The sequence below is a fragment of the Massilia sp. 2TAF26 genome, assembly GCF_052115005.1.
Taxonomy (GTDB): domain Bacteria; phylum Pseudomonadota; class Gammaproteobacteria; order Burkholderiales; family Burkholderiaceae_D; genus Telluria.
This window is the reverse complement of sequence record NZ_JBFRFV010000004.1, coordinates 48,108-69,310: the sequence shown is the minus strand read 5'-3', so window position 1 is coordinate 69,310 and position 21,203 is coordinate 48,108. Positions and strand designations below refer to the sequence as shown.

Sequence of the window (21,203 nt, the reverse complement as noted above, 5' to 3'; positions counted from 1 at the left end):
ATGGAAACCCTACGATTCAATTTCAACGGCGGCCAACGCCGGATCATTGGTGCCCGCCTGGTGGGCGTGGTCGGCTCCGGCAACCTGGAGATCCTGATCGAGCGCCAGCCGCTGGACGGCGCCTGCGCGATCGAGATCAGCACCGCCGCCCACGGCTTCGGTCCGATCTGGGAAGCGGTGGTGCGTGACTTCCACCAGCGCTGGCAGCTGGCCGACGTGCGCGTGTCCATCAACGACATGGGCGCGACCCCGGCGGTGGTCAGCCTGCGGCTCGACCAGGCGGCCGAATCCATCACAGGAGAGGCCTCATGAGCAGCTACCAGGAAGCCACCGCGCGCCAGCGCATCGCCGGCATGCTGGATGAAGGCAGCTTTACGGAATTCCTGCCGCCGCAGCTGCGCGTGGTGAGTCCTCACCTGCACCAGCTCGATGCGCCGGTGTCCTTCGACGATGGCGTGGTGGTCGGCAAGGGCAGTATCCAGGGCAGGCAGGTGTTCATCGCCGCCCAGGAAGGCGGCTTCATGGGCGGCGCGGTCGGCGAAGTCCATGGCGCCAAGCTGGTGGGCATGCTGCGCCGCGCCGTCGACGAAAGCGCCGGCGCCGTGCTGCTGCTGCTGGAGACCGGCGGCGTGCGCCTGCACGAAGCGAACGCCGGCCTGATCGCCGTATCGGAAGTCATGCGCGCCGTGCTCGACACCCGCGCCGCCGGTATTCCGGTGATCGCCCTGGTGGGCGGCTCGAACGGCTGCTTCGGCGGCATGGGCATCGTGGCCCGCTGCACCAACGGTGTCGTGATCTCCGAAGAAAGCCGGCTGGCGATGTCGGGGCCGGAAGTCATCGAGACCGCCGGCGGCGTCGAGGAATTCGACGCCCGCGACCGCGCCCTGGTCTGGCGCGTCACCGGCGGCAAGCACCGCTACCTGATCGGCGACGCCCAGGCCATCGTGGCCGACGACGTCGCGGCCTTCCGCGATGCGGCGCTGCGGCTGGCCGATGCGGCGCGCGGCGCGGGGACCGGGCTGACGCTCGAAGCGCTGGAAGCCGAGCAGCGCATGCTCGGCAGCCGCCTCGAACGCTTCGGCAAGCTCGACGATCCGCTGGAGATCTGGGAAGACCTCGGCATCGGCGAGCCGCAATCGGTGCCGCTGCTGGAGATCGACGCATTCCGCGAACTGGCCGACAGCCACCGTGAAGGAGCCGCATCATGAACTGGCAACAAGTGGCGGACGCCCTGTTCCCGCAGGGCCACCGCATCGTCGAACGCGACTGCTTCCTGAGCGGCGAAGCCCAGGTGAACGGAAAGACGGTGACCGTGATCGGCACCACCGGGCACACGCCGATCGGCGTCGAGATCGCGCTGGCGCAGGCCAGTGCCATCCTCGACACGGTCAGGCGCCATCCCGGCAGGGCGATCGTGATCCTGGTCGACACCGAAGGCCAGCGCCTGCGCCGCCGCGACGAGATGTTGGGCATTAACAGCTACATGGCCCACCTGGGCAAATGCGTCGAGCTGGCGCGGCGGAGCGGCCACCGCATCGTCGGCCTGGTGTACGACCAGGCGCTGTCGGGCGGCTTCATCACCAGTGGCCTGATCGCCGATGCCTGCTATGCCCTGCCCGAGGCCACCATCCGCGTGATGGGCCTGCCGGCCATGGCGCGCATCACCAAGGTGCCGCTCGAACGGCTGGAAGCGCTGGCCCAGGACAACCCGGTGTTCGCGCCCGGTGCGGAAAACTACCTGCGCATGGGCGGCGTGGCCGGGATCTGGCACGAGAACTTGGCGGCGGCGCTGGAGGATGCGCTGGCCCAGGCGGGACCTGGAGACCGCCGCGCCGAACTCGGGCTGGAACGCGGCGGCCGCAAGCTGGCCTTCGCGGTCGCGCAGGCGGTACGCACGGGATCCGATGTACAGGCGGCATGACCTGGTCTGGCTGACGCCGCAGGGCTGGGCGTCGGCCCTGGGCGGCCTGGACGGCGCGGCGCGCGAGCTGGCCCTCGGCTGGCAGGCGCGCGGCTTGCCGGCCGTGGTGCGCCGGCTCGAGCCGGACACACCGCCCGGCCTGCTCTGCCTGGGCATCCCCGCCCCGCCCGATCCGCACAGCGGCCGGAAGGTCAGGCTCGGCTTTGCCGTCGAACGCAGCGAAGTCGCGGCAACGCGGGGCGCGCTGGCGCTGGACGAAGCCGAGGCGCCGGCCGCCTGGCAGCCAGGCCTGCGCAACCTGCGCATCGCACTGCGCGCCGCGGGCGTGGACTGCCGGGTGTTCGGCTCGATGGCGATGCAGACGCTGACCGGCGATTGCTATCTCGGCGCCGGCTCGGACATCGACCTGCTGCTGCGTCCCCTCGACGAGGCCCAGCTCGAGACCGGCCTGGCGCTGCTGGCGCGCCATGCGCAAAGCCTGCCGCTGGACGGCGAGATCGAATTCCCCTTCGGTCATGCGGTGTCCTGGAAAGAATGGCTGGGCACTGACACGCAGGAGGCCGGCAAACTCGATCGCGTGCTGGCCAAGCACCTGAATTCCGTGGCGCTGCTGCGACGCGACGCCCTGCTCGCCCAGTTCGGCACGGACGGTGGCCGTCATGGCTGAGGCCTGCCTGCGCGAGCGCGGCCACGCGGCCGCCGATGCCGACGATGCCGCCGCAGCCGGCGCCATCGTCGCGCGCCACGCGGTGCGCAGCCTGTACCAGGAACTCGCGCTGTATCCCAAGCCCGGCCTGGTGTCGCTGGTGGATACCGGCAGCCACGACGACATGGATGCCTCGACCTTCGTACGCAGCCTGTTCTCGCTGCGCCGCTACTTCCTCGACATCGCGCTGGCCGGCACCAGACGAAGCGGATTCGAGACCCTGCGCCGGCTGGGCATCGAAGCGGAGCGGCGCATGCTGCTTGCCACCGGCGGCATCAACACGCATCGCGGGGCGATCTTTTCGCTCGGCCTGCTGTGCGCGGCGGCCGGGCGTGCGGCGTCCTCGTCCTGGCAGCCGGAGGTGCTGCGCGCCACGCTGGCGGACTGCTGGGGTGAAGCGCTGGCCGGCCACCGGGGCCCTGCCGCATCGAACGGTGCGCTGGTCCGCAGCCGTCATGCGGCGCCGGGCGCGCGCGAACAGGCGGCGGCCGGCTTTCCCGCGATTTTCGAACTGGCCCTGCCCACCCTGCGCCGTACGCTGGCGGCCGGGCGCGGCCTGCGCTGCGCCCGCATCGACACCCTGTTCACGCTGATGGCCGGGCTGTCCGATACGAACGTGTATCACCGCGGCGGCGCCGCAGGGGCGCGCATCGTGCGCGACACCTCCCTGCGTTTCCTGGAGCGCGGCGGCACCGCGGCCGGCGACTGGGAGGAGGACGCGGTGGCGGCGCACCGCCGCTTCGTCGCGCACCGCCTGTCGCCCGGCGGCGCGGCCGACCTGCTGGCCGCGACCTGCTTCGTCCATTCCCTGGCGACCGAGGGAGCGCCCTGACGATGCGGCTGGCCATCCTCTGCCCCGGACAGGGCGCGCAAAGCCCGGCGATGTTCGGCCTCGCAAGCGGCGACCAGGCAGCCTTCGGCCAGGCCGAAGCCTGGCTGCGCGATGCGGACGGTCCGGTGGCGGAGAAGCCATTGCGGGACCTGCTCTCTCACCCCTCGGCCATGTTCGACAACCTCTGCGCCCAGCCGCTGGTGGTGGCCGCCACCCTGATGGCCTGGACCATGCTGGCCGAACGCCTGCCGCGCCCGGCTCTGGTGGCCGGCTATAGCGTCGGCGAAGTCAGCGCCTATGCGATCGCCAGCGCCCTGCCGCTGGAGCGGGCGGTCGCCATTGCCTCGCGGCGCGCCGCGATCATGAGCGAAGCCGCGGCCAGCGCCGGCGAACAGGGCATGGCGGCGGTCTCCGGGCTCACATCGCAAGCCGCGCTGGACCTCGTCCGGCAAGCCGGCTGCGAAGCGGCCATCGACACGCCCGGCGCCCTGGTTGCCGGCGGCCTGCGCGCAAACCTGGACCGCCTGGCGGCACTCGCGCCTTCGATGGGGGCAACATATAAACCCTTGCCGATCACGGTGGCTTCGCATACCGGCCTGCTGGCGAGCGCGGTCGATCCGCTGCGCAGCCTGCTGGGGGAGCATGCCGCCGCCCCTGCCCTGCCGCTGCTGGCGGGCGTGAGCGCGTCCGCCGTGCACGACGCCGCACAGGCGGCCGAGCTGCTCGCGCTGCAGACGGCAACCACGATCCGCTGGACCGAGTGCCTGGACGCGATGCTCGAGGCGCGCATCGACGTCGCCCTGGAGCTGGGTCCCGGCAGCGCGCTGTCGCGCATGCTGCGCGAACGGCATCCGCAGATCGCCTGCCGCTCGGTGGCGGATTTCCGCAGCGTGAAGGGCATCGCGGCCTGGGTCGCGGCCCAGGCCTGACACCGGTCGTCAGAACTGGTGGCGCAAGCCGACCATCACACCCTTGCGGGCCGCGTGGCCGAGCCCAAGGACCGGTCCCGAGCCCCAGTATTCGGTCTCGCGTCCCACCGCGCCGTCGTGCGCATCGTTCACATCCGCTTCCAGGAACAGGCTGGTGCGCCTGGACAGCGCATAGTCGGCCACGGCGGCGAACACATTCGTGCGGCCGCTGCCGAGCAGGATCGGCGCCGCCTGGAACTGGGTCGTCACGCCGCCGCTCTGGACGTAGCGGTAGAAGGCGCCCGACAGGTGCAGGGCCGGCGTGAGCTGGTAGCCCAGGCCGATGTAGGAGATGAGGAAGCGCGCATCGCCGGCGCTTTCGTGGCGCCCCATCCGACCGACATAGGTGGTCGCCTTGCCGGCGGCCCAGGACGCGCCCAGGGTGTAGTTGCTGATCGTATTGCCACCTTCCGATGACGCACGGCGCTCGTCGTAGGCCGCGCCCAGCCCGAGGCCGTCCTTCGAATACATGATGCCGCCGCCGAAGGTCGAACCGCGCGTGCCGCCGCCCGTCTGCTCGCCCGCCCCGTAGTCGAGCTGCAGGCTGACCGGGCCGACGCTGCGCTTGTAGATGACGCTGTTGTCGATGCGGTAGCCCTGCATGAAGATGTCGCCGCCCGTGTAGTAGGGATCGGACCAGTAGTTGCCCCAGCTCTGGTCGAGCGGATTGAAGGACCAGCCGACGTTGTTCACGGCGTTGTACTGGCGGCCGAAGGTCAGGCTGCCCCAGGAACCGCTCAGGCCCACGAAGGCCTGCCTGCCGAACAGGATGCCGTATTCCGGCTGGCCGGTATCGGTGCCGAAGCCGCTCTCGAGCTGGAAAATGGCCTTGTTGCCGCCGCCGAGGTCTTCGGTCCCCGAGATGCCCAGGCGGCTGCCGCCGATCCCGCTGGCCACCACTTCGGTCTTGTTGCCGCCCTTGCCGTCGATGTTCGAGGTATATCGCAACGCCGAGCTGATCACGCCGTACACCGTCACGCCCGACTCGGCGGCTATCGCCAGCGGCGCCAGCGGCATCAGCATGCCTGCGCCCAGGCACACGACGGCCGCCCGCTTCCACGAACCTGCATTTGTCATCATTGTCTCCTCCATGGCGTCTCTCGCTCTTTTTCGAGGGGCTTATAGGTCCAGCACCAGCTTGCCGCTGCGGGCGCGCGACACGCAGATCATCATGGTCTGCTGGGCGTCCTTTTCGGCATTGCTGAGGTATTGGTCGAGGTGTTCGGCTTCGCCTTCGAGGATGCGGGTCTCGCAGGTCCCGCACACGCCCTCGCGGCACAGGCATTCCACCTGTACGGCCTTGTCCCGTTCGATCGCCTTCAGGATCGATTCGCCGGCGCCCACTTCGACGGTCTTGCCGGATTTCGCCAGCACCACCGTGAAAGCACCGTCGTTCGCGGACGTGGAAGCCGCAAACTGCTCCCAGTGCACTCTTCCGGGATCGACCCCGGCCGCCTGCGCCGCCTTGCGCACCGCCTCGATCAGCCCCGCCGGGCCGCAGACGTAGACGTGCGCGCCTTCGGCCAGGCCGCCGAACAGGCCGCCCAGGTCGAGCTGCTGGCCGAGGCGGTCGACGTAGAAGCGGACCTTGCCCGAGGACTGTCCGGCCAGTTCTTCCAGCTCCTCGCTGAAGGCGCCATGCTCGGGCCCGCGGAAGGCGTAGTGCAGCTCGTGGGAGCCGCCGCGCCGGCGCAGCTCGTGCATCTGCGACATGAAGGGCGTGATGCCGATGCCGCCCGCGATCAGCACGTGATGCCGCGCCTCGTCCGACAGCGCGAACAGATTGTTCGGCGTGGTGATGTCGAGCAGGTCGCCCTCCTTCACGCGGTCGTGAAGGAAGGCCGAGCCGCCTTTCGACGGCGTCTCGCGGCGCACCCCGATCTGGTAGGCGCCCAGGGCTTCCGGTGAACTCATCAGCGAATAGGCATTGCTGTAGCGCCGGTCGCCGTCACGCATCTGCACGATGACGTGGCTGCCGCCGGTGAACGCGGGCAGCGTGCCGCCGTCGGCGGCTTCGAGGGTGAAACGCTTGATCAGCGGGGTGACGGTGTCGATACGCGCCACCCTGACCGGGATGGTCCGATATGAATTTTCCATTGCTGCGATCTCGTCTTTCCTCCGCTACGCCTGGACGGCCATGCAGAGGTACTTCATTTCCATATAGTCTTCGATGCCGTAGCGCGAGCCTTCGCGGCCGAGCCCCGACTGTTTCACGCCGCCGAAGGGCGCGACTTCGTTCGAGATCAGGCCGGTGTTGATGCCGACCATGCCATATTCGAGCTGCTCCGCCACGCGCCAGGCGCGGCCGATGTCCCGGCTGTAGAAGTAGGCGGCGAGCCCGTAGATGGTGTCGTTGGCCATGCGCACGACCTCGTCCTCGGAACGGAAGCGCACGATCGGCGCCACCGGTCCGAACACCTCCTCGTCGAGGATGCGCATGCCGGGCGCGACTTCCGTCAGCACCGTCGGCGCATAGAAGCCGGGGCCGGCGGCATGCATGGCGCCGCCGACCGCCACCCGGGCGCCCTTGCCGACCGCATCGGCCACCAGCTCGGCCACCTTGTCGATCGCCTTGCCGCTGATGAGCGGGCCGATCTCGGACGCGGCGTCGAAGCCGCTCCCGACGCGCAGCTGCGCGACCCTGGCCGAGAAGCGCTCGACGAAGCGTTCGTAGACGGCGTCGTGCACGTAGAGGCGGTTGACGCAGACGCAGGTCTGGCCGGCGTTGCGGTACTTGGCCTGCAGCGCGCCGTCGACGGCGGCGTCGATGTCGGCATCCTCGAACACGATGAAGGGTGCATTGCCGCCCAGTTCGAGCGAGACCTTCTTGACGGTGGCGGCGCATTGCTGCGCCAAGAGGCGTCCGACCGGCGTCGAGCCGGTGAAGGACAGCTTGCGCACCAGCGGGTGGCCGGTGAGCTGGCTGCCGATGGCGACGGCATCGCCGGTGACGACGTTCAGCACGCCGGCTGGAATGCCGGCCCGCAGCGCGAGTTCGGCCAGCGCCAGCGCGCTGAACGGCGTCTCGTTGGCGGGCTTGACGACCATGGTGCAGCCGGCGGCCAGCGCCGGCCCGGCCTTGCGGGCGATCATCGCGGCCGGGAAGTTCCACGGCGTGATGGCGGCGCACACGCCGATCGGCTCGCGCACCACCAGCAGGCGCTTGTCGGCGCTCGGCGAAGGGATCACGTCGCCGTAGACGCGCTTGCCTTCCTCGGCAAACCACTCGATGAAGGAGGCGGCGTAGCGGATCTCGCCGCGCGCCTCGTGCAGGGGCTTGCCCTGCTCCCAGGTCATGATGGCGGCCAGGTCGTCTTCATGCCGCAGGACCAGTTCGTACCATGCGCGCAGCAGCGCCGCGCGTTCCTTCGCGGTGCGGGCGCGCCAGGCCGGCAGGGCGGCGTGGGCGGCTTCGATCGCCGCCACTGTCTCGGCCTCGCCCATGCAGGGCACGGTCCCGATGCGTCCGGCGCCGGCCGGATCGAACACCTGCACGGTGGCGCCGTTGGCCGCGTCGCGCCATTCGCCGCCGATGCAGGCCTGCTGGCGCAACAGGGTCTCGTCGTTCAGGCGCGGTGCGCCTTCCAGGTGGCCGCGCTCATTCATCGCCGTACTCGTTCGCCATCTTGCGGTGGAAGTGGACGATGCCGTGCTCGCTGATGCCGCTGCGTTCGCGGTCGACCATGATGCGGCCCTGGCCGCGATAGCCGCGCGACTTCAGGCCGCGCTGCACGCTTTCGACCAGGTTCAGGTCTTCCGGGCGGAATACGTTGCGGTACCACTCGACCAGCTTGGTCTGCTCCTCGGTCAGCTCCTTGTTGAGGAAGTAGATGTCGTAGTGCTGCAGCGTGACTTCGGTGCTGACCGGCAGCTCGTAGATGACGGTCATGAAGTCGGCGCCCGGCGGCACGTTGAACATGGTGCAGGGCCAGGCCCAGAAGCCGGCGAAGCTCGGGTCCTTGATCGACGGGTCGAGCTTGAACGATTTTTCCGAGGACTTGGCCAGGCCGAACTGCAGGGTCCAGTTACCGTGCAGGGTGTGGACGTATTTGTCGACCTGCACGGAGTCGGAAAAGCCCGGGTGGGCCGGTCCGCAGTGATAGCACTCCATGTAGTTGTCGACGATGCTCTTCCAGTTGGCCGCCGTCTCGGTGACGAAGCGGGCGCCCAGCTGCAGCTGGTCGATCACCGGGCAGGCGGCGCGCAGACGGCTTTCCAGGCCGGGTAGCTGCTGTTCCACGGTGCCGGCCTCGGGATCCATGTTGACGAAGACGAAGCCGGCATACTCTTCGACCTTGACCGGCACCAGGCTGGACTTGTCCTTGTCGAAGTTCGGCACGTTGTCGCAGTTGCGCGCATGGGCCAGCTCGCCGTCCAGCTTGAAGGTCCAGGCGTGATACGGACAGGTGATCACGTTGCGCGCCCGGCCGCTGCCGCTCAGCAGCTGGTGGCCGCGGTGCGGGCAGACGTTGTAGAAAGCGCGCAGCACGCCGTCGCGGTCGCGCAGCACCACGATGTTCTCACCGATCACCTCGCGGGTGATGTAGTCGTTCTTCTCCGCCAGCTCGCTGCGGTGGGCGACGCAGATCCAGCTGTGGGCGAAGATCTTTTCCTTCTCGTACTCGAAGACGGCAGGGTCGGTGTAGCAGGACGCCGGCAGCGTCCAGGCGTTTTCGGTATCGGCGCAGAATTCGGCCGGCAGCTTGACGGTTTGATTCATTGTATCCTCACATTTAACAGGTAACCGCTGGTTAACATAACGGTAAAAAAATATAAAAAGAATTCGACGTGCCGGGTGCGGGGCGACGGTGCCGGGGAACTCACTCCGCGATCGCGGCCTGCTTGCTGCCGGCGTCCCGGTCCGGCGATGCAGGCTTCGCATGCGGCGGCGGCATCGTGGACGACTCGATCAGGTGGGCCGGTATATTGCCGTAGTCCTGGCTCAGCCAGCGGAACAGGCCGAACAGCTTAATGGCGAGGATGGCCAGGAAGGGAATCGCGGTCAGCACCACGGCGGTCTTCATGGTCTCCAGCGATGCCTTGGTGAACAGCATGGCCAGCGGCACCAGGGTCAGCATCACGCACCAGAACACGCGGCTGGTCGGCGTCGGATCCTCGCCTTCGCGCAGGTTGCGGGTGGTGGTGGCGGCCACTGCGTAGGCGACGGCGTCGACGTGGGCGGCCAGGAAGACGACCATGATGGCCAGGTAGACGCCGAGGAAGAACTGACCGGCCGGCATGGCGTTCAGCAGAATCTGGACCGCCTCCTCGCCGCCGTGTTCCTTCAGGATGCGCGGGACGTCGATGGCGCCCGACAGGAACTGGTGCATGCTGTAGCTTTCGAGGGCGCCGAAGAAGAACCAGCATCCGACGCTGCCGCCCAGCAGGAGGGCCATGATCACTTCGCGGATCTTGCGGCCCTTCGACACGCGGGCGACGAACATCGCGACGCCGGGCGAATACGAGACCCACCAGAGCCAGTAGAACACGGTCCAGCTGCGGCTGAAGGAACCGTCGCCGGCCGGGTCGGTGAAGAGGCTCATGTGCACATAGTCCTGCAGCATGCGCCCCAAACCGTTCACGATGTTATTACCGGTGAACTGGGTCGGACCGATCACGAACACCACCGCGGCCAGCAGCAGCGCGCCCCAGCAGACCATATGGCTCAGGCGCTGCATGCCGCCGTCGATGCCCACGTAGGCGCTCAGCGAGAACAGGATCGACACGCCGACGATGATGACCAGCTGGGTGGTGAAGGTATCGGGCACGCCGGTCAGGCTCGCCAGGCCGCGCGTCAGGGTCGATGCGGTCAGCGCGATCGAGACGGTGAGTGCGCCGAACATCGTCAGCAGGAAGATCAGGTCGACCACCCGCCCGACCGGGCCGGAAGCGCGGAAGCCCGTGATGGCCTCGACGATGGAAGCCAGGTTCAGCCCCTTGTTCTTGCGGACGTGGAAGTGGTAGGCCATGGCCAGCGACGGCAGCGCATAGATCGCCCACGCACTCAGGCCCCAGTGGAAGAAGGAGTAGCTGATGCTGTACTCCAGCGCGTCGCGGCTGCCGCTGGCGATGTTCAGGCCCGGCGTCTGGTAGTAGTAGACCCACTCCATCACGCCCCAGTACATGGTGGACGAACCCATGCCGGCGCAGATGAACATGAAGATCCAGGAGAGGGTCGAATATTCCGGCTTGTCTTCGCCCAGCCGCACGTTGCCGTACTTGCTGAACGCGAGGGCCAGGCAGGCCAGCACGCAGCCGAAGGCGAGTACCTGGACCAGCGCCCCGAAGGAACGCGTCGACCATTCGAAGAGGTGGGAAGCGGTGGCGGCTGCCTGGGCAGGCCATTCCGCCAGGGCGACGACGGTCACCAGCACGGCCGCGATGGTGCAGCCGGTCAGAAACCCGTCGCTGCGTAGCGAGGTGTTTTTCATACTGTCTCCTCCTGTGCGCTCGCACATGGATTATTTATTTGTTCCGCATGTCTGGTCCAGTACTGGCACTCATCTGCGGAGTTATGTAAACTACTGGTTTACGGTAAAACTATGGTTTACGAATTCATTCTAGGGAATTTGCGAGCCGTGTACAAGCAGAATTTGCGAGTTTTTTACGCACCGGGTCGCTGAGCTATACTTTCGAACGGCACCTTGCCATACCGCCAACTTGGATCGATTTATGACAGAAAACAGTTTTGCGTTCCGCCTCAAGGAGCTGCTCGAACATAAGAACCTGACCTTGCAGGCAGTCGCGACTGTGTTAGGCGTGTCCCGACCGGCGGTGCACAAGTGGACCAAAGGCGGCGAGATCGATTACGAGAAGCTGCGCAAGCTGGCCGCCTTCCTGGGCGTGAACTGGGTCTGGCTGCGCTACGGCGAACAGGCGCAGCACGAAATGGAAAGCGCGACGACGGTCGACCTGCCGATGACCGACGTGCGCCGCCGCTACACCGCCGAGGTGGTGGCCAACGAAGCGCGCATGAAGCTGGCCCAGGAAGGTGCCCGCATCGTGACCTGGGAATGGGACCTCATCACCGACGACGTCAAGTACTCGTCGAACGTGGAGTCGGTCTACGGCTGGCAGGTCGAGAGCAACGAAACCTTCTATACCCACGTGCACCCGGACGACATCCCGATGATGCAGCGGATCTACGAGGAGTCGATCCGTCTCGGCAGCCCGCACGAATTCGATTTCCGCCTGATCCAGCCCGACGGCACCGTCCGCTGGATCAGCTCCCGCGCCACGCCGGTGCGCGAGTTCGACGGAAGAGTCATCAAGTTCGTCGGCATCAGCATGGAGAACACCGCGCAAAAGCTGGTCGAGCAGTCCTTGCGCGAAGAACGGGCGCGCTGCCGCGCGGTGCTCGAGCTGAGTGCCGGTTGCATGGCCCTGCTGGATGCGGACCTGCGCTGCGAGTCCGTCAACGATGCGCTGGCGGCCTGGCTCGGCTGGCCGAAGGCGGAACTGGAAGGCGAAGCCTTGCTGAAGCTGTTCACGGACGGCGGCGCGCGCCTGCGGCGCAGTGCGCGCGCCAAGTCGCCCTCTCCCTTCGAGACCGTCCTGCAGGACAGCCGCGGCGAAGCGCTGCCGGCGCAAGTGCGCGTGACTGCCGGACGGCGCGACGATGGCGGGCCGGCCTGGGTGGTCGTCGCGATCCAGCCCTTATAAACTCAAGACGCGTTCAGCCATTCTTCCAGAAAGGCGACGCAAACCCGCACATTGGCCGTCGTTCCCAGCCGCGCCGGATAGATGGCCCAGACGTCGGCTTCCTGCGCGTAGTCCGGCAGCACCCTCGCCAGGCGCCCATCGTCCAGGCTGCGGCCGACGTCCCAGATCGAGCGCAGGATGATGCCGTGGCCGTCGATCGCCCACTGGTGTACCAGTTCGCCGTTATTGGTCGAGAGCGCCCCCTTGACGCGCACGGTTTCCTCGCCGGCCGGCCCGCTCAGCTTCCAGCGGCCGAAGTCCTGGTCGCGCTCGCGGATCACGATGCACTGGTGCTGCGCCAGCTCGGCCAGCTGCCGCGGCATGCCGTGGCGCTCGAGATAGGCCGGCGCGGCGCACAGCACGCGCTGGTTCCTGGCGATGCGGCGCGCGATCAGGTGCGGCTCCTGCACCTGTCCCACCCGGATGTCGAGGTGGAAGCCTTCGGCGATCAGGTCGATCGGCCGGTCCAGCAGTTCGAGCTGCACTTCCAGCTCGGGATACTTGCGGGCCAGCGCGGAGACAGCCTGGCCGACGCGGTTGCGCCCGAATCCGGAACTGGTACACAGGCGCAGCAGCCCGCGCGGCGTACTCCCCTTCTGCGAGATGGCCTCGCCCAGCTGGTCGACGTCTTCCTGGATCCGCAGCGCCCACTGGTGGACCACCGTGCCATGGTCGGTCAGGGCCAGCGTGCGCGTGGTCCGGTGCAGCAGGCGCACCCCGAGGGTCTGTTCCAGCACCGCGATGCGCTTGCTGACGAAGGCATTCGAGACCCCGAGCTCAGCCGCCGTCGCGGAAAAGCTGTGCTTCCTGACGACGGTACAGAACAGCTTGAGGTCTTCCAGCAGGGAACGGCTGGCATGGAGATCTGGGCGCATGGGAAGAGGAAGCATCGGCAAGATTATTTACGTTTCGTGTCTTTTCGATTCACGAATCTACCGATTATATGCCTGATCGTATTCGATATGATGTTAGCCAACGTCAACCCATGTTCAAGGAACCACCATGAAGAAGCAGAAGATTGCAGTCATCGCCGGCGACGGCATCGGCAACGAAGTGATGCCGGAAGGCCTGCGCGTGCTGGAAGCCGCCGCCGCCCGCTTCGGCCTCGACCTCGAATTCACGACCATGGCCTGGGCCAACTGCGACTACTACCTCAAGCATGGCCAGATGATGCCGGACGACTGGCGCCAGCAGCTCGAAGGCTTCGACGCCATCTATTTCGGCGCCGCCGGCATGCCCAACCTGGTTCCCGACCATATCTCCCTGTGGGGCTCGCTGCTGAAGTTCCGCCGCGAATTCGACCAGTACGTCAACCTGCGCCCGGTGCGCCTGATGCCCGGCGTACCGAGCCCGCTGGCCAACCGCAAGCCCGGCGACATCGACTTTTATGTGGTGCGCGAAAACACCGAGGGCGAATACTCTTCCGTGGGCGGCAAGATGTTCGAAGGCACCGACCGCGAATTCGTGGTGCAGGACGCCGTATTCACCCGCAAGGGCACGGACCGCATCCTGAAGTACGCCTTCGACCTGGCCCAGAGCCGTCCGAAAAAACACCTGACCTCCGCCACCAAGTCGAACGGCATCTCGATCAGCATGCCCTACTGGGACCAGCGGGTCGAAGCGATGGCCGAATCCTATCCGGACGTGAAGTGGGACAAGTACCACATCGACATCCTGTGCGCCCGCTTCGTGCTGTCGCCGGAGCGCTTCGACGTCGTGGTCGCCTCCAACCTGTTCGGCGACATCCTGTCGGACCTGGGCCCGGCCTGCACCGGCACCATCGGCATCGCACCGTCGGCCAACCTGAACCCGGACCGCAGCTTCCCCTCGCTGTTCGAGCCGGTGCACGGTTCCGCGCCCGACATCTACGGCAAGAACATCGCCAATCCGATCGGCATGATCTGGTCCGGCGCCATGATGCTGGAATTCCTCGGCAACGGCGATGAGCGTTACCAGGCTGCGAACGACGCCATCATGAAGGCGATCGAACTGGTGCTGGCGCAGGGGCCGAAGACGCCGGACCTGGGTGGGTCGGCGAATACGACGGAGGTTGGGAAGGCGATTGCCGAGGCGATTTGAGCGTTCGTTTTTGCCAAATGGAAAAAAAGCCGCATGGGTATGCGGCTTTTTCTTTGGTGCGGGGGCTTGCTTAGACGTTGAACAGGAAGTTCAGCACATCGCCATCCTTGACCACATATTCCTTGCCCTCGGCGCGCATCTTGCCGGCTTCTTTCGCACCCGCCTCGCCTTTGTAGGCAATGTAGTCATCGTAGGAAATCGTCTGCGCGCGGATGAAGCCGCGTTCGAAGTCGGTGTGGATCACACCAGCCGCCTGCGGGGCGGTATCGCCGACATGGATGGTCCAGGCGCGCACTTCCTTGACGCCGGCCGTGAAGTAGGTCTGCAGGCCGAGCAGCTTGTAGGCGGCGCGGATCAAACGGTCCAGACCCGGCTCTTCCATGCCCATGTCGGACAGGAAGGCAGCCTTGTCGGCGTCGTCGAGGTCGGCGATTTCTGCTTCGATGGCGGCGGAAATCGCCACGATCGGCGCGTTCTGCGCTTTCGCGTATTCGGTCAACTGGTCGAGCAGCGGGTTGTTGGTGAAGCCGGTGTCGGACACGTTGGCCACGAACATGGCCGGCTTGGCGGTGATCAGGCACAGCGTCTTGATCATGGCCATCTCGTCCGCATCGAGGCCGGCGGTGCGCACCGGCTTGCCTTCGTTCAGGTGCGGCATCAGGCGCTCGCAGATCGCGACCAGCTTGGCCGCATCCTTGTCGCCCGAGCGCGCCTTCTTGTTCTCGCGGTGGATCGCCTTTTCGACGGCGCCCATGTCGGCCAGCGCCAGTTCGGTCTGGATCACTTCGATGTCGTCCAGCGGGCTGACCTTGCCGGCAACGTGGATGACGTTGTCGTCTTCGAAGCAGCGCACCACGTTGACGATCGCGTCGGTCTCGCGGATGTGGGACAGGAACTGGTTGCCCAGGCCCTCGCCTTTCGACGCACCCGCCACCAGGCCGGCGATGTCGACAAATTCGACGATCGCGTTGACCATGCGTTCCGGCTTGACGATGTCGGCCAGCGCCTGCATGCGCGGATCCGGCACCTCGACCACGCCGACGTTCGGCTCGATGGTGCAGAACGGATAGTTTTCAGCCGGGATGCCGGCCTTGGTCAGGGCGTTGAACAGGGTGGACTTGCCGACGTTGGGCAGGCCGACGATGCCGCATTTGAGACTCATGGGAAGCTTTCAGGGGTCGAATTTACGAAACCTCATATTGTAACCCCGCTTGCCCCCGAAGACTGCAAATGCCTGATCAAAGGGGACGAATGCGCGACAGATCCGGCTTTTCGACGAAAGAGGCGAACTCGTCGCGCAGCCGCCCGCCCTCGTCCATCGCCTGTTTCCAGGCAAGAATCCTCGCATCGTGGTTGAGGCCGTAGAACTTGAAGTCGCTACGGTCGATCAGTTTCCCGCGCGGCAGTTTGGCGAGGAATTCGGGGCTCGGCGCCACGATGAGCACATTGTCCAGCCAGCCGCGGTTCGGTCCGCGTGCGGCGCGGCGCCAGGGCAGCGCCTTGTCCAGCCAGCCCGGCACGATGTGCTCGCTAAAGTGCGGATACAGGACAATCGCGCCCTGCTCCTGCTGTGAAAGGCGCGTGTAAGGCAGCGCCAGGTTGTAGTCGATGATGCCGCCATCCCAGTAGTGGCCCTGCGGCGCCCCGGCGATGTCGCGCACCGGCTTCATCAGCATCGGCAGGGTGCCGGAAGCCAGCAGGCCGGACGCCAGGTTCTCGCGCGTCAGCGGCGAAAAGTGGGTGGCGAAGCTGTCGAACTTCTCGCCCAGCCAGCTTGCAGCGCTGCGCACGTCGCCGATCACCACCCGGTCCATCAGCCGGGCCAGGCGGTCGCGCGACGCCAGGTTGTGCAGCGCCGCCGCCGCGAATCCCTTCATTTCCGCATACCGGTGCCCGGGCGCTGCCAGTGAGCGCTTGCCGCGCACGGTCAGCAGGTGCAGGCGGTGCTGGGGGTGGTTGACGATATCGTCCTCGTGGCCGCGCACGAATTCTCCCAGCAAACCCTGCACCACTTCGTCGATCTGTTCCTGCGAGGGCTTCGTGCTGGTATAGCGCTGGCCGCTGTAGAGCTCGCCCAGGCGGGCGAAAGCCTTCACCGGATCCTTCTGGCAGGCGGCCGCCATGCGCCAGGCGCCGATCGAGGAGCCGATCAGGGTGCGCTCGCGCGGTGCGATTGGGAACCACTCGCCGAACACCCATTGGTCGAGCGAGCGGAAGATCAGTCCCTTGGGGCCGCCGGCGGCGGCGGGAACGACCGCGATGTCGCGGGCGCGCAGGCCATGCGCGCGGATCTGGGCCAGGGCCAGCGGCCCGGCGTGGAAGCTTAGTGCGCTCATCCCGAAATTATCGCAGGAAGAGCGCGCTTGCGTTCGCTCAAGGGTCAACAGGTCGGCCTTCGTAACATGGTCCGATCGCTCACTTCATGGAAGCCGCATGGCCACCCGCCGCTGCACAGCACAGTCCGCTATCGCGCCCTGCCCGGCCTGGCTTCCGGGCTTGCCGGCGCTTGCCGCCCTGCTGGTGCTGCTGGCCCTGGTGTTTGCCAGCGCCCCTGCGCGGGCGCGCGACACCGGCACCGATCCGGCGGTGGTGATCGACCGCTTCATCCAGCACTACGTGGTCGAGCCCGACGGCAGTTACCGGCTCAGCGTCGATCTTGCCAAGACCATCGTCCAGCAGCGCGCCCTGCGTGCCCACGGCCAGGCCACGATCAGCTACAACCGCAGCCTGGACGAGGTGCTGTCGCTCGAGGCCTGGACCATCAAGCCGGACGGCCGGCGGGTGCCGGTGCAGCCGGGCCAGGTGCAGGACCAGCAGGAAGCGGCGAGTGCAAGCGGCGAAGCGCCGATGTTCCAGGACACGCGCCTGAAAGTCGTGGTGTTTCCCGAGGCCGCGGTAGGCGACCAGCTGGCGGTGCGCTACGTGCTGAGGCGCAAGGCGGCGCTGTTCCCCGGTCACTTCGAAGACCTGTCGTCCGCGCCCTTCTACCTCAACAAACATTACCTGCTGGTCTACGACATGCCGGCCTCGATGCCGCTGCATGCGGACGCGGTCGGCTTCGTCCCGGTGCCGGGCGACAGTCCGCCGGGGCGCCGGCGCTACCAGTGGCGCTACGTGAACGGCGACAACGATCGCCTCGAGGCCGGCTCGGTCAGCTACCTCGACTACGGCAAACGGTTGGCGGTCTCGACCTTTCCCGATTACACCGCCTTCGCGCGCGCCTTCCGCCTCGGTGCCGCGCGCGCCGCCGGCAAGGCCCAGCCGTCGGCGGCCATCACGGCCCTGGCGCGCCAGCTGACGGCCGGGCTGCCGGACGCGCGCGCCCGTGCACTGGCGCTGTCGGACTGGGTCAGGCACAACATCCGCGGCCACTGCAAGGACCACGCCGGCCTGCTGGAAGCCCTGCTGGCCGCGGTCGGCATCGAGAGCAGCGGCGCGCTGGTCAACAACGGCAACGCCTACCGCCTGCCGGATGCGCCGACCCTGGGCGTGTTCAACCACATGATCACCTGGGTGCCAAGCCTCGGCCTCTACCTGGATCCGACGGCGGAGACGGTGGGCGCGGGCTATCTGCCGGCCGGCATCCTCGGCAAGCCGGTACTGCTGCTGAAGACCGGAACCTTCGCGATGACGCCGATCCTCCAGCCCGAGCGCAAGCGCACCACGACCTGGTTCGACATCCGCCGCGACGGCCAGAGCCGCTTCAGGCTGAGCAAGACGGCCAGCGGCGCGATGGCCGAGCCCTGGCGTAGCGCCATGAAGGATTCGCGCCAGGCCGAGCGCGACGCCTTCGCCCAGCGCATGCTGCAAGGCCTGGGGCGGAAAAGCCGCGGCGTCTTCGATGCGGTCCCGGGCGATGGCGCCGGCAGCGGCGACGAGGTCCGGTTGTCCTTTTCCGGCACCAGCGACGGTTTCCTCGACCTGCCCGGCCCGAGCGGGCTGGCCACCACCTACGATCTCTGGGGAGGGCTCGGCGAGGCCGTGTTCAAGCTCGGCGAGGAGAGCGAGCGGCGCCAGGACTTCGTCTGCCCGGCCATCGACATCGACGACGAAACCGGATTCCGCTTCCCGAAGGGGGTGCGCATCCTCGCCATGCCGCGCCCGGTGCAGCTGATGGACGGCGGCATCACCTATCGCGCCAGTTACGCGCGGCGCGGCAGCGAGGTCGTGGTCAGGCGCCGCCTGACCTTCCGCCATGGCCGCGCCACCTGCACCCCGGCCGACTTCCGTGCCATGCAGCCGGCGCTGGAGCGCATCATCCGCGACCTGCGCAGCCAGATCGTCGTCGCCGGCAAGCAGGCGCTCTAAGTGCGCAGCCGCGCCACCGCCTCGTCGCTCAGTTCGAAACGCAGGTCCACCCGCTCGCGTCCCGAGCGGTAGCCGCCGGGCCAGCGCGCGATCACCTCGAAGCCGCAGCGCTGGAAGAAGCCGGCCGTGTGCGGATGCGTGTCGACCGTCACCCAGCGCGGCCTCAGCTTGCGTCCCGCCATGTGCAGCAGGCGGTAGTTCAGCAGAAGACGGCCGATGCCGCTACCGTGGCGGTCGGCGCGCACCAGGCCGAACACCAGCGTGCCCAGGTCGTAGAACGCCGAGAGTTCATAGCCGCCGAAGGCGACCACCTCCTCCCCCTCGACCGCGACGAAGAAGGGACCGTCCGGCTCGTCCAGGGCCGAACGCAGCCAGGCCTCTTCGGATGCCGGAAAATGGTCGGGGACATTGCTGCGGAAAGCGGCCAGCACCGCCTTGCGGTCGGCCGGGCGATAGCGCCTGATGCGTAGTTTCATGCGTGCTCCTTGTTGACTCTCATGTTGGCCGTTACATTATGGCCATGCAACTCGACGAAACCATCAGCGTGGAAGATGCCGTGCAGGTGCTGGCCATGGTCGGCGACCTGAGCATGGGCCTGCCGCCCGACCACTCGATCCGGACGGCGCGCCTGGCCGCGCGGCTGGCGGAAGAAAACGGCGACGCCGCGGACGCCTGCACCAGCACCCGCCTGGTCGGGCTGCTGCGCTGGTCGGGCAGCACGGCGACGGCGGCCGGCTTCGCCAACCTGCTCGGCGACGACGTCCTCGGCCGCCACGCGATGGTAACGCGCACCATGTCCGGCAATCCCAACCTGACCCTGCCCAATGTGCTGCCGCTGGCCCAGATGCAGTGCGAAGTCGCGGGCGACATCGCGGCGCTGCTGGGCCTGTCGAACGATGTCGAGGAAGCCCTGCGCCACCTGTTCGGCAGCCACCACCGCGGCGACATGCAGGATGCGCTGTTCGCGCCGAACATCCCGCGCGCCGTGTACTACGTGCGCCTGGCCGGCGACCTTGAGGTGCTGGCGCCGGCCCACGGCACGGACGGTGCCTTGAAGCTGATCGGCGAACGGGCCGGCGTCAAATATCCGGCGACGCTGGTGCAGCGCCTGCTGCCCCACGCCCAGGACTGGCTGGCGGCGCTGGACGAGCCCTCCTGCGCGGCCGACTATCCCGGCCACGACCGCCGCGTGCCGCTCACCATCATCGCCGACGTGATCGAGCTGAAGCTGCCCTGGCTGGCCGGCTACTCGCGCCGCGTGGCCGAGCTGGCGAAACGCAGCGCGGTGCCGGCGGGCCTGATCGCGCTCGAGGAAAAGCCGCTGGTGCGGGCCGCCCTGCTGCATGGGATCGGGCGGGTGGCGGTGCCGAACGCGGTGTGGCAGCGCCCGGGAAAACTGTCCGTGCTGGAGTGGGACCAGGTGCGGCGAGTGCCGTTCTGGACCGCGCGCGCCGGCGACCAGGTGCCCGCCATCGTCCAGGATGCGACCCTGGCCTCCTTCGTCTACGAGCGCGTGGACGGCAGCGGATACTTCCGCAAGGCGCGCGGGGAAGCGATCGGGATGCAGGAAAGGGTGCTGGCGGTGGCGGCCGCCTACACGGCGATGTGCTCGCCGCGCCCCTGGCGTCCGGCCCATGGCGAGGCCGCCGCCGGGACCCTCCTCGTCGCCCAGGCCGGCGCCGGACGCTTCGACCGCCAAGCAGTTGCCGCCGTGATCGAGGCGGCGCGGGCGATGGCACCGAAGCCCGGCAAGGTGAAGCCGGTCCGCGATCCCCTGCTGTCGCCGCGCGAGATCGAGGTGCTGCGCCACATCAGCCTGGGAGAAACGAGCCGGGAAGCGGCGCGCGCCATGAAGATCAGTCCGGCCAGCGTGCGCACCCACGTCGACCATATCTTCGAAAAACTGGAGGCGAGTTCGCGGCCGGCGGCGACTTTAAAAGCGCTGGCACGCGGATTGATCTAGGCAGGGTGGGCTCGGTGAGCCTACGCCGGCCGCGCCCACCCTACATCAATCGGTGTGGAGTTGCGTCGTGGCCTGGTTCAGCTTGCCCTCGCAAACCATCGGAATGATGCGCAGCGACTTGTCGATCGCCTCTTCGATCAGGGTCTGCTCCTCGCGGCGCGGACGGTGCAGCACGAAGTCGGCCACGCCCTGCTGCAGGTTGAGGGTGCGCGGATGGCCGATGCCGAGGCGCAGGCGCCAGTAGTCCTGGGTACCGAGCGCCGAGGTAATGTCCTTCAGGCCGTTATGGCCGCCCGAGGAGCCGCCTCGTTTGAGCTTGGCTGCACCGGGAGGAAGGTCGAGTTCGTCGTGCACCACCAGGATCTCTTCCGGGGCGATCTTGAAGAAGCGCGCCAGGCTGCCGACCGACTGGCCGGAGCGGTTCATGAAGGTCAGCGGTTCCAGCAGCCACACCTCATTGCCCGAGATCGAGGTCTTGGCGACCATGGCGTTGAAGCGCGATTCGCGCTGCAGGCGGCAGTTGGGCAAGGTGTTGGCAAGGTTGTCGACCAGCCAGAAGCCGGCGTTGTGGCGGGTTTGTTCATATTCCGGGCCGGGGTTGCCGAGGCCGACGATCAGGCGGATGTGCATAAAACGGTCAAGTTCGCGTAAAACTCGATTATCGCGGAAAACCGCGAATGGCTGAACAAAACAAAAAACCCGCCGGACGCGAGTCGGGCGGGTTT

At 67.3% G+C, this 21,203-nt stretch carries 20 protein-coding genes; 10 read left to right on the top strand and 10 right to left on the bottom strand.

The window, feature by feature from the left end; translation table 11 throughout:
• From mdcC to AB4Z32_RS05450, 6 genes are read left to right on the top strand one after another with little or no spacing between them, the layout of a single operon-like run.
• Window positions 1-312 (top strand): malonate decarboxylase acyl carrier protein, encoded by a 312-nt coding sequence (gene mdcC, locus AB4Z32_RS05475; protein WP_441934909.1) that lies wholly within the window; start codon window positions 1-3, stop codon window positions 310-312.
• Window positions 309-1,208 carry a biotin-independent malonate decarboxylase subunit beta gene (locus AB4Z32_RS05470; protein ID WP_441934908.1) on the top strand — a complete coding sequence of 300 codons (900 nt, stop codon included), beginning with the start codon at window positions 309-311 and terminating at the stop codon, window positions 1,206-1,208. The genes mdcC and AB4Z32_RS05470 overlap by 4 nt, the downstream gene beginning before the upstream one ends.
• The gene (mdcE, locus tag AB4Z32_RS05465; RefSeq protein WP_441934907.1) at window positions 1,205-1,921 is read left to right on the top strand and encodes a biotin-independent malonate decarboxylase subunit gamma; all 717 of its coding nucleotides are present in this window, start codon (window positions 1,205-1,207) and stop codon (window positions 1,919-1,921) included. Before AB4Z32_RS05470 ends, mdcE begins: the two co-directional genes overlap by 4 nt.
• A complete protein-coding gene (gene mdcG / locus AB4Z32_RS05460; protein WP_441934906.1) occupies window positions 1,905-2,588 on the top strand; it encodes a malonate decarboxylase holo-[acyl-carrier-protein] synthase in 684 nt (227 codons plus the stop codon). The genes mdcE and mdcG overlap by 17 nt, the downstream gene beginning before the upstream one ends.
• Entirely contained in the window at window positions 2,581-3,459 is an 879-nt protein-coding gene (gene mdcB / locus AB4Z32_RS05455; RefSeq protein WP_441934905.1) for a triphosphoribosyl-dephospho-CoA synthase MdcB, read from the top strand. The genes mdcG and mdcB overlap by 8 nt, the downstream gene beginning before the upstream one ends.
• A gap of 2 nt (window positions 3,460-3,461) precedes the next feature.
• Window positions 3,462-4,388, top strand: a complete 927-nt coding sequence (locus AB4Z32_RS05450; RefSeq protein ID WP_441934904.1) for an ACP S-malonyltransferase — start codon at window positions 3,462-3,464, stop codon at window positions 4,386-4,388.
• Between the two features lie 9 nt (window positions 4,389-4,397).
• On the opposite strand, the gene AB4Z32_RS05445 is transcribed toward AB4Z32_RS05450, so the two are convergent.
• The 5 genes from AB4Z32_RS05445 to AB4Z32_RS05425 form a co-directional block, all read right to left on the bottom strand.
• Window positions 4,398-5,507, bottom strand: coding sequence for a porin (locus tag AB4Z32_RS05445; RefSeq protein ID WP_441934903.1), 1,110 nt, complete (start codon window positions 5,505-5,507; stop codon window positions 4,398-4,400).
• A 39-nt stretch (window positions 5,508-5,546) separates the two neighbouring features.
• Window positions 5,547-6,524 carry a PDR/VanB family oxidoreductase gene (locus AB4Z32_RS05440; RefSeq protein ID WP_441934902.1) on the bottom strand — a complete coding sequence of 326 codons (978 nt, stop codon included), beginning with the start codon at window positions 6,522-6,524 and terminating at the stop codon, window positions 5,547-5,549.
• A gap of 24 nt (window positions 6,525-6,548) precedes the next feature.
• Entirely contained in the window at window positions 6,549-8,033 is a 1,485-nt protein-coding gene (locus AB4Z32_RS05435) for an NAD-dependent succinate-semialdehyde dehydrogenase (RefSeq protein ID WP_441934901.1), read from the bottom strand.
• Window positions 8,026-9,147, bottom strand: a complete 1,122-nt coding sequence (locus AB4Z32_RS05430) for an aromatic ring-hydroxylating oxygenase subunit alpha (RefSeq protein WP_441934900.1) — start codon at window positions 9,145-9,147, stop codon at window positions 8,026-8,028. The genes AB4Z32_RS05435 and AB4Z32_RS05430 overlap by 8 nt, the downstream gene beginning before the upstream one ends.
• A 100-nt stretch (window positions 9,148-9,247) precedes the next feature.
• Window positions 9,248-10,858 (bottom strand): BCCT family transporter, encoded by a 1,611-nt coding sequence (locus tag AB4Z32_RS05425; protein WP_441934899.1) that lies wholly within the window; start codon window positions 10,856-10,858, stop codon window positions 9,248-9,250.
• Between the two features lie 241 nt (window positions 10,859-11,099).
• On the opposite strand from AB4Z32_RS05425, the gene AB4Z32_RS05420 reads away from it, so the two are divergent.
• Window positions 11,100-12,089, top strand: coding sequence for a PAS domain-containing protein (locus AB4Z32_RS05420; RefSeq protein ID WP_441934898.1), 990 nt, complete (start codon window positions 11,100-11,102; stop codon window positions 12,087-12,089).
• Window positions 12,090-12,091: 2 nt separating this feature from the next.
• Here AB4Z32_RS05420 and AB4Z32_RS05415 read toward each other — a convergent pair whose 3' ends face one another.
• Window positions 12,092-13,003: a LysR family transcriptional regulator gene (locus tag AB4Z32_RS05415; protein WP_441934897.1), complete on the bottom strand. Its 912-nt coding sequence runs from the start codon at window positions 13,001-13,003 to the stop codon at window positions 12,092-12,094.
• 127 nt (window positions 13,004-13,130) lie between these two features.
• On the opposite strand from AB4Z32_RS05415, the gene AB4Z32_RS05410 reads away from it, so the two are divergent.
• Window positions 13,131-14,207, top strand: a complete 1,077-nt coding sequence (locus AB4Z32_RS05410) for a tartrate dehydrogenase (protein ID WP_441934896.1) — start codon at window positions 13,131-13,133, stop codon at window positions 14,205-14,207.
• A 70-nt stretch (window positions 14,208-14,277) separates the two neighbouring features.
• Here AB4Z32_RS05410 and ychF read toward each other — a convergent pair whose 3' ends face one another.
• Window positions 14,278-15,369 (bottom strand): redox-regulated ATPase YchF, encoded by a 1,092-nt coding sequence (gene ychF / locus AB4Z32_RS05405; protein WP_441934895.1) that lies wholly within the window; start codon window positions 15,367-15,369, stop codon window positions 14,278-14,280.
• 76 nt (window positions 15,370-15,445) lie between these two features.
• Window positions 15,446-16,543, bottom strand: a complete 1,098-nt coding sequence (locus AB4Z32_RS05400; RefSeq protein WP_441934894.1) for a patatin-like phospholipase family protein — start codon at window positions 16,541-16,543, stop codon at window positions 15,446-15,448.
• 97 nt (window positions 16,544-16,640) lie between these two features.
• Here AB4Z32_RS05400 and AB4Z32_RS05395 point away from each other — a divergent pair, with 97 nt between their 5' ends.
• Window positions 16,641-18,515: a DUF3857 domain-containing protein gene (locus AB4Z32_RS05395; protein ID WP_441934893.1), complete on the top strand. Its 1,875-nt coding sequence runs from the start codon at window positions 16,641-16,643 to the stop codon at window positions 18,513-18,515.
• On the opposite strand, the gene AB4Z32_RS05390 is transcribed toward AB4Z32_RS05395, so the two are convergent.
• A complete protein-coding gene (locus tag AB4Z32_RS05390; protein ID WP_441934892.1) occupies window positions 18,512-18,991 on the bottom strand; it encodes a GNAT family N-acetyltransferase in 480 nt (159 codons plus the stop codon). The two genes, AB4Z32_RS05395 and AB4Z32_RS05390, sit on opposite strands and share 4 nt — an antisense overlap.
• 44 nt (window positions 18,992-19,035) lie before the next feature.
• Here AB4Z32_RS05390 and AB4Z32_RS05385 point away from each other — a divergent pair, with 44 nt between their 5' ends.
• Window positions 19,036-20,478, top strand: coding sequence for an HD domain-containing phosphohydrolase (locus tag AB4Z32_RS05385; protein ID WP_441934891.1), 1,443 nt, complete (start codon window positions 19,036-19,038; stop codon window positions 20,476-20,478).
• Between the two features lie 45 nt (window positions 20,479-20,523).
• On the opposite strand, the gene pth is transcribed toward AB4Z32_RS05385, so the two are convergent.
• On the bottom strand, window positions 20,524-21,108 hold the full coding sequence (gene pth, locus AB4Z32_RS05380; RefSeq protein ID WP_441934890.1) for an aminoacyl-tRNA hydrolase: 585 nt from the start codon (window positions 21,106-21,108) through the stop codon (window positions 20,524-20,526).
• Between the last annotated feature and the right edge of the window lie 95 nt (window positions 21,109-21,203).

Bases quoted from the DNA above. Each gene is read 5' to 3' on its own strand.
- ychF (WP_441934895.1), bottom strand. From the start codon at position 15,369: ATGAGTCTCAAATGCGGCATCGTCGGCCTGCCCAACGTCGGCAAGTCC.
- AB4Z32_RS05440 (WP_441934902.1), bottom strand. From the start codon at position 6,524: ATGGAAAATTCATATCGGACCATCCCGGTCAGGGTGGCGCGTATCGAC.
- AB4Z32_RS05430 (WP_441934900.1), bottom strand. From the start codon at position 9,147: ATGAATCAAACCGTCAAGCTGCCGGCCGAATTCTGCGCCGATACCGAA.
- AB4Z32_RS05395 (WP_441934893.1), top strand. From the start codon at position 16,641: ATGGCCACCCGCCGCTGCACAGCACAGTCCGCTATCGCGCCCTGCCCG.
- AB4Z32_RS05415 (WP_441934897.1), bottom strand. From the start codon at position 13,003: ATGCGCCCAGATCTCCATGCCAGCCGTTCCCTGCTGGAAGACCTCAAG.
- AB4Z32_RS05435 (WP_441934901.1), bottom strand. From the start codon at position 8,033: ATGAATGAGCGCGGCCACCTGGAAGGCGCACCGCGCCTGAACGACGAG.
- AB4Z32_RS05410 (WP_441934896.1), top strand. From the start codon at position 13,131: ATGAAGAAGCAGAAGATTGCAGTCATCGCCGGCGACGGCATCGGCAAC.
- mdcE (WP_441934907.1), top strand. From the start codon at position 1,205: ATGAACTGGCAACAAGTGGCGGACGCCCTGTTCCCGCAGGGCCACCGC.
- AB4Z32_RS05385 (WP_441934891.1), top strand. From the start codon at position 19,036: ATGCAACTCGACGAAACCATCAGCGTGGAAGATGCCGTGCAGGTGCTG.
- mdcC (WP_441934909.1), top strand. From the start codon at position 1: ATGGAAACCCTACGATTCAATTTCAACGGCGGCCAACGCCGGATCATT.
- AB4Z32_RS05470 (WP_441934908.1), top strand. From the start codon at position 309: ATGAGCAGCTACCAGGAAGCCACCGCGCGCCAGCGCATCGCCGGCATG.
- AB4Z32_RS05390 (WP_441934892.1), bottom strand. From the start codon at position 18,991: ATGAAACTACGCATCAGGCGCTATCGCCCGGCCGACCGCAAGGCGGTG.
- AB4Z32_RS05420 (WP_441934898.1), top strand. From the start codon at position 11,100: ATGACAGAAAACAGTTTTGCGTTCCGCCTCAAGGAGCTGCTCGAACAT.
- mdcB (WP_441934905.1), top strand. From the start codon at position 2,581: ATGGCTGAGGCCTGCCTGCGCGAGCGCGGCCACGCGGCCGCCGATGCC.
- AB4Z32_RS05400 (WP_441934894.1), bottom strand. From the start codon at position 16,543: ATGAGCGCACTAAGCTTCCACGCCGGGCCGCTGGCCCTGGCCCAGATC.
- AB4Z32_RS05445 (WP_441934903.1), bottom strand. From the start codon at position 5,507: ATGATGACAAATGCAGGTTCGTGGAAGCGGGCGGCCGTCGTGTGCCTG.
- mdcG (WP_441934906.1), top strand. From the start codon at position 1,905: ATGTACAGGCGGCATGACCTGGTCTGGCTGACGCCGCAGGGCTGGGCG.
- AB4Z32_RS05425 (WP_441934899.1), bottom strand. From the start codon at position 10,858: ATGAAAAACACCTCGCTACGCAGCGACGGGTTTCTGACCGGCTGCACC.
- pth (WP_441934890.1), bottom strand. From the start codon at position 21,108: ATGCACATCCGCCTGATCGTCGGCCTCGGCAACCCCGGCCCGGAATAT.
- AB4Z32_RS05450 (WP_441934904.1), top strand. From the start codon at position 3,462: ATGCGGCTGGCCATCCTCTGCCCCGGACAGGGCGCGCAAAGCCCGGCG.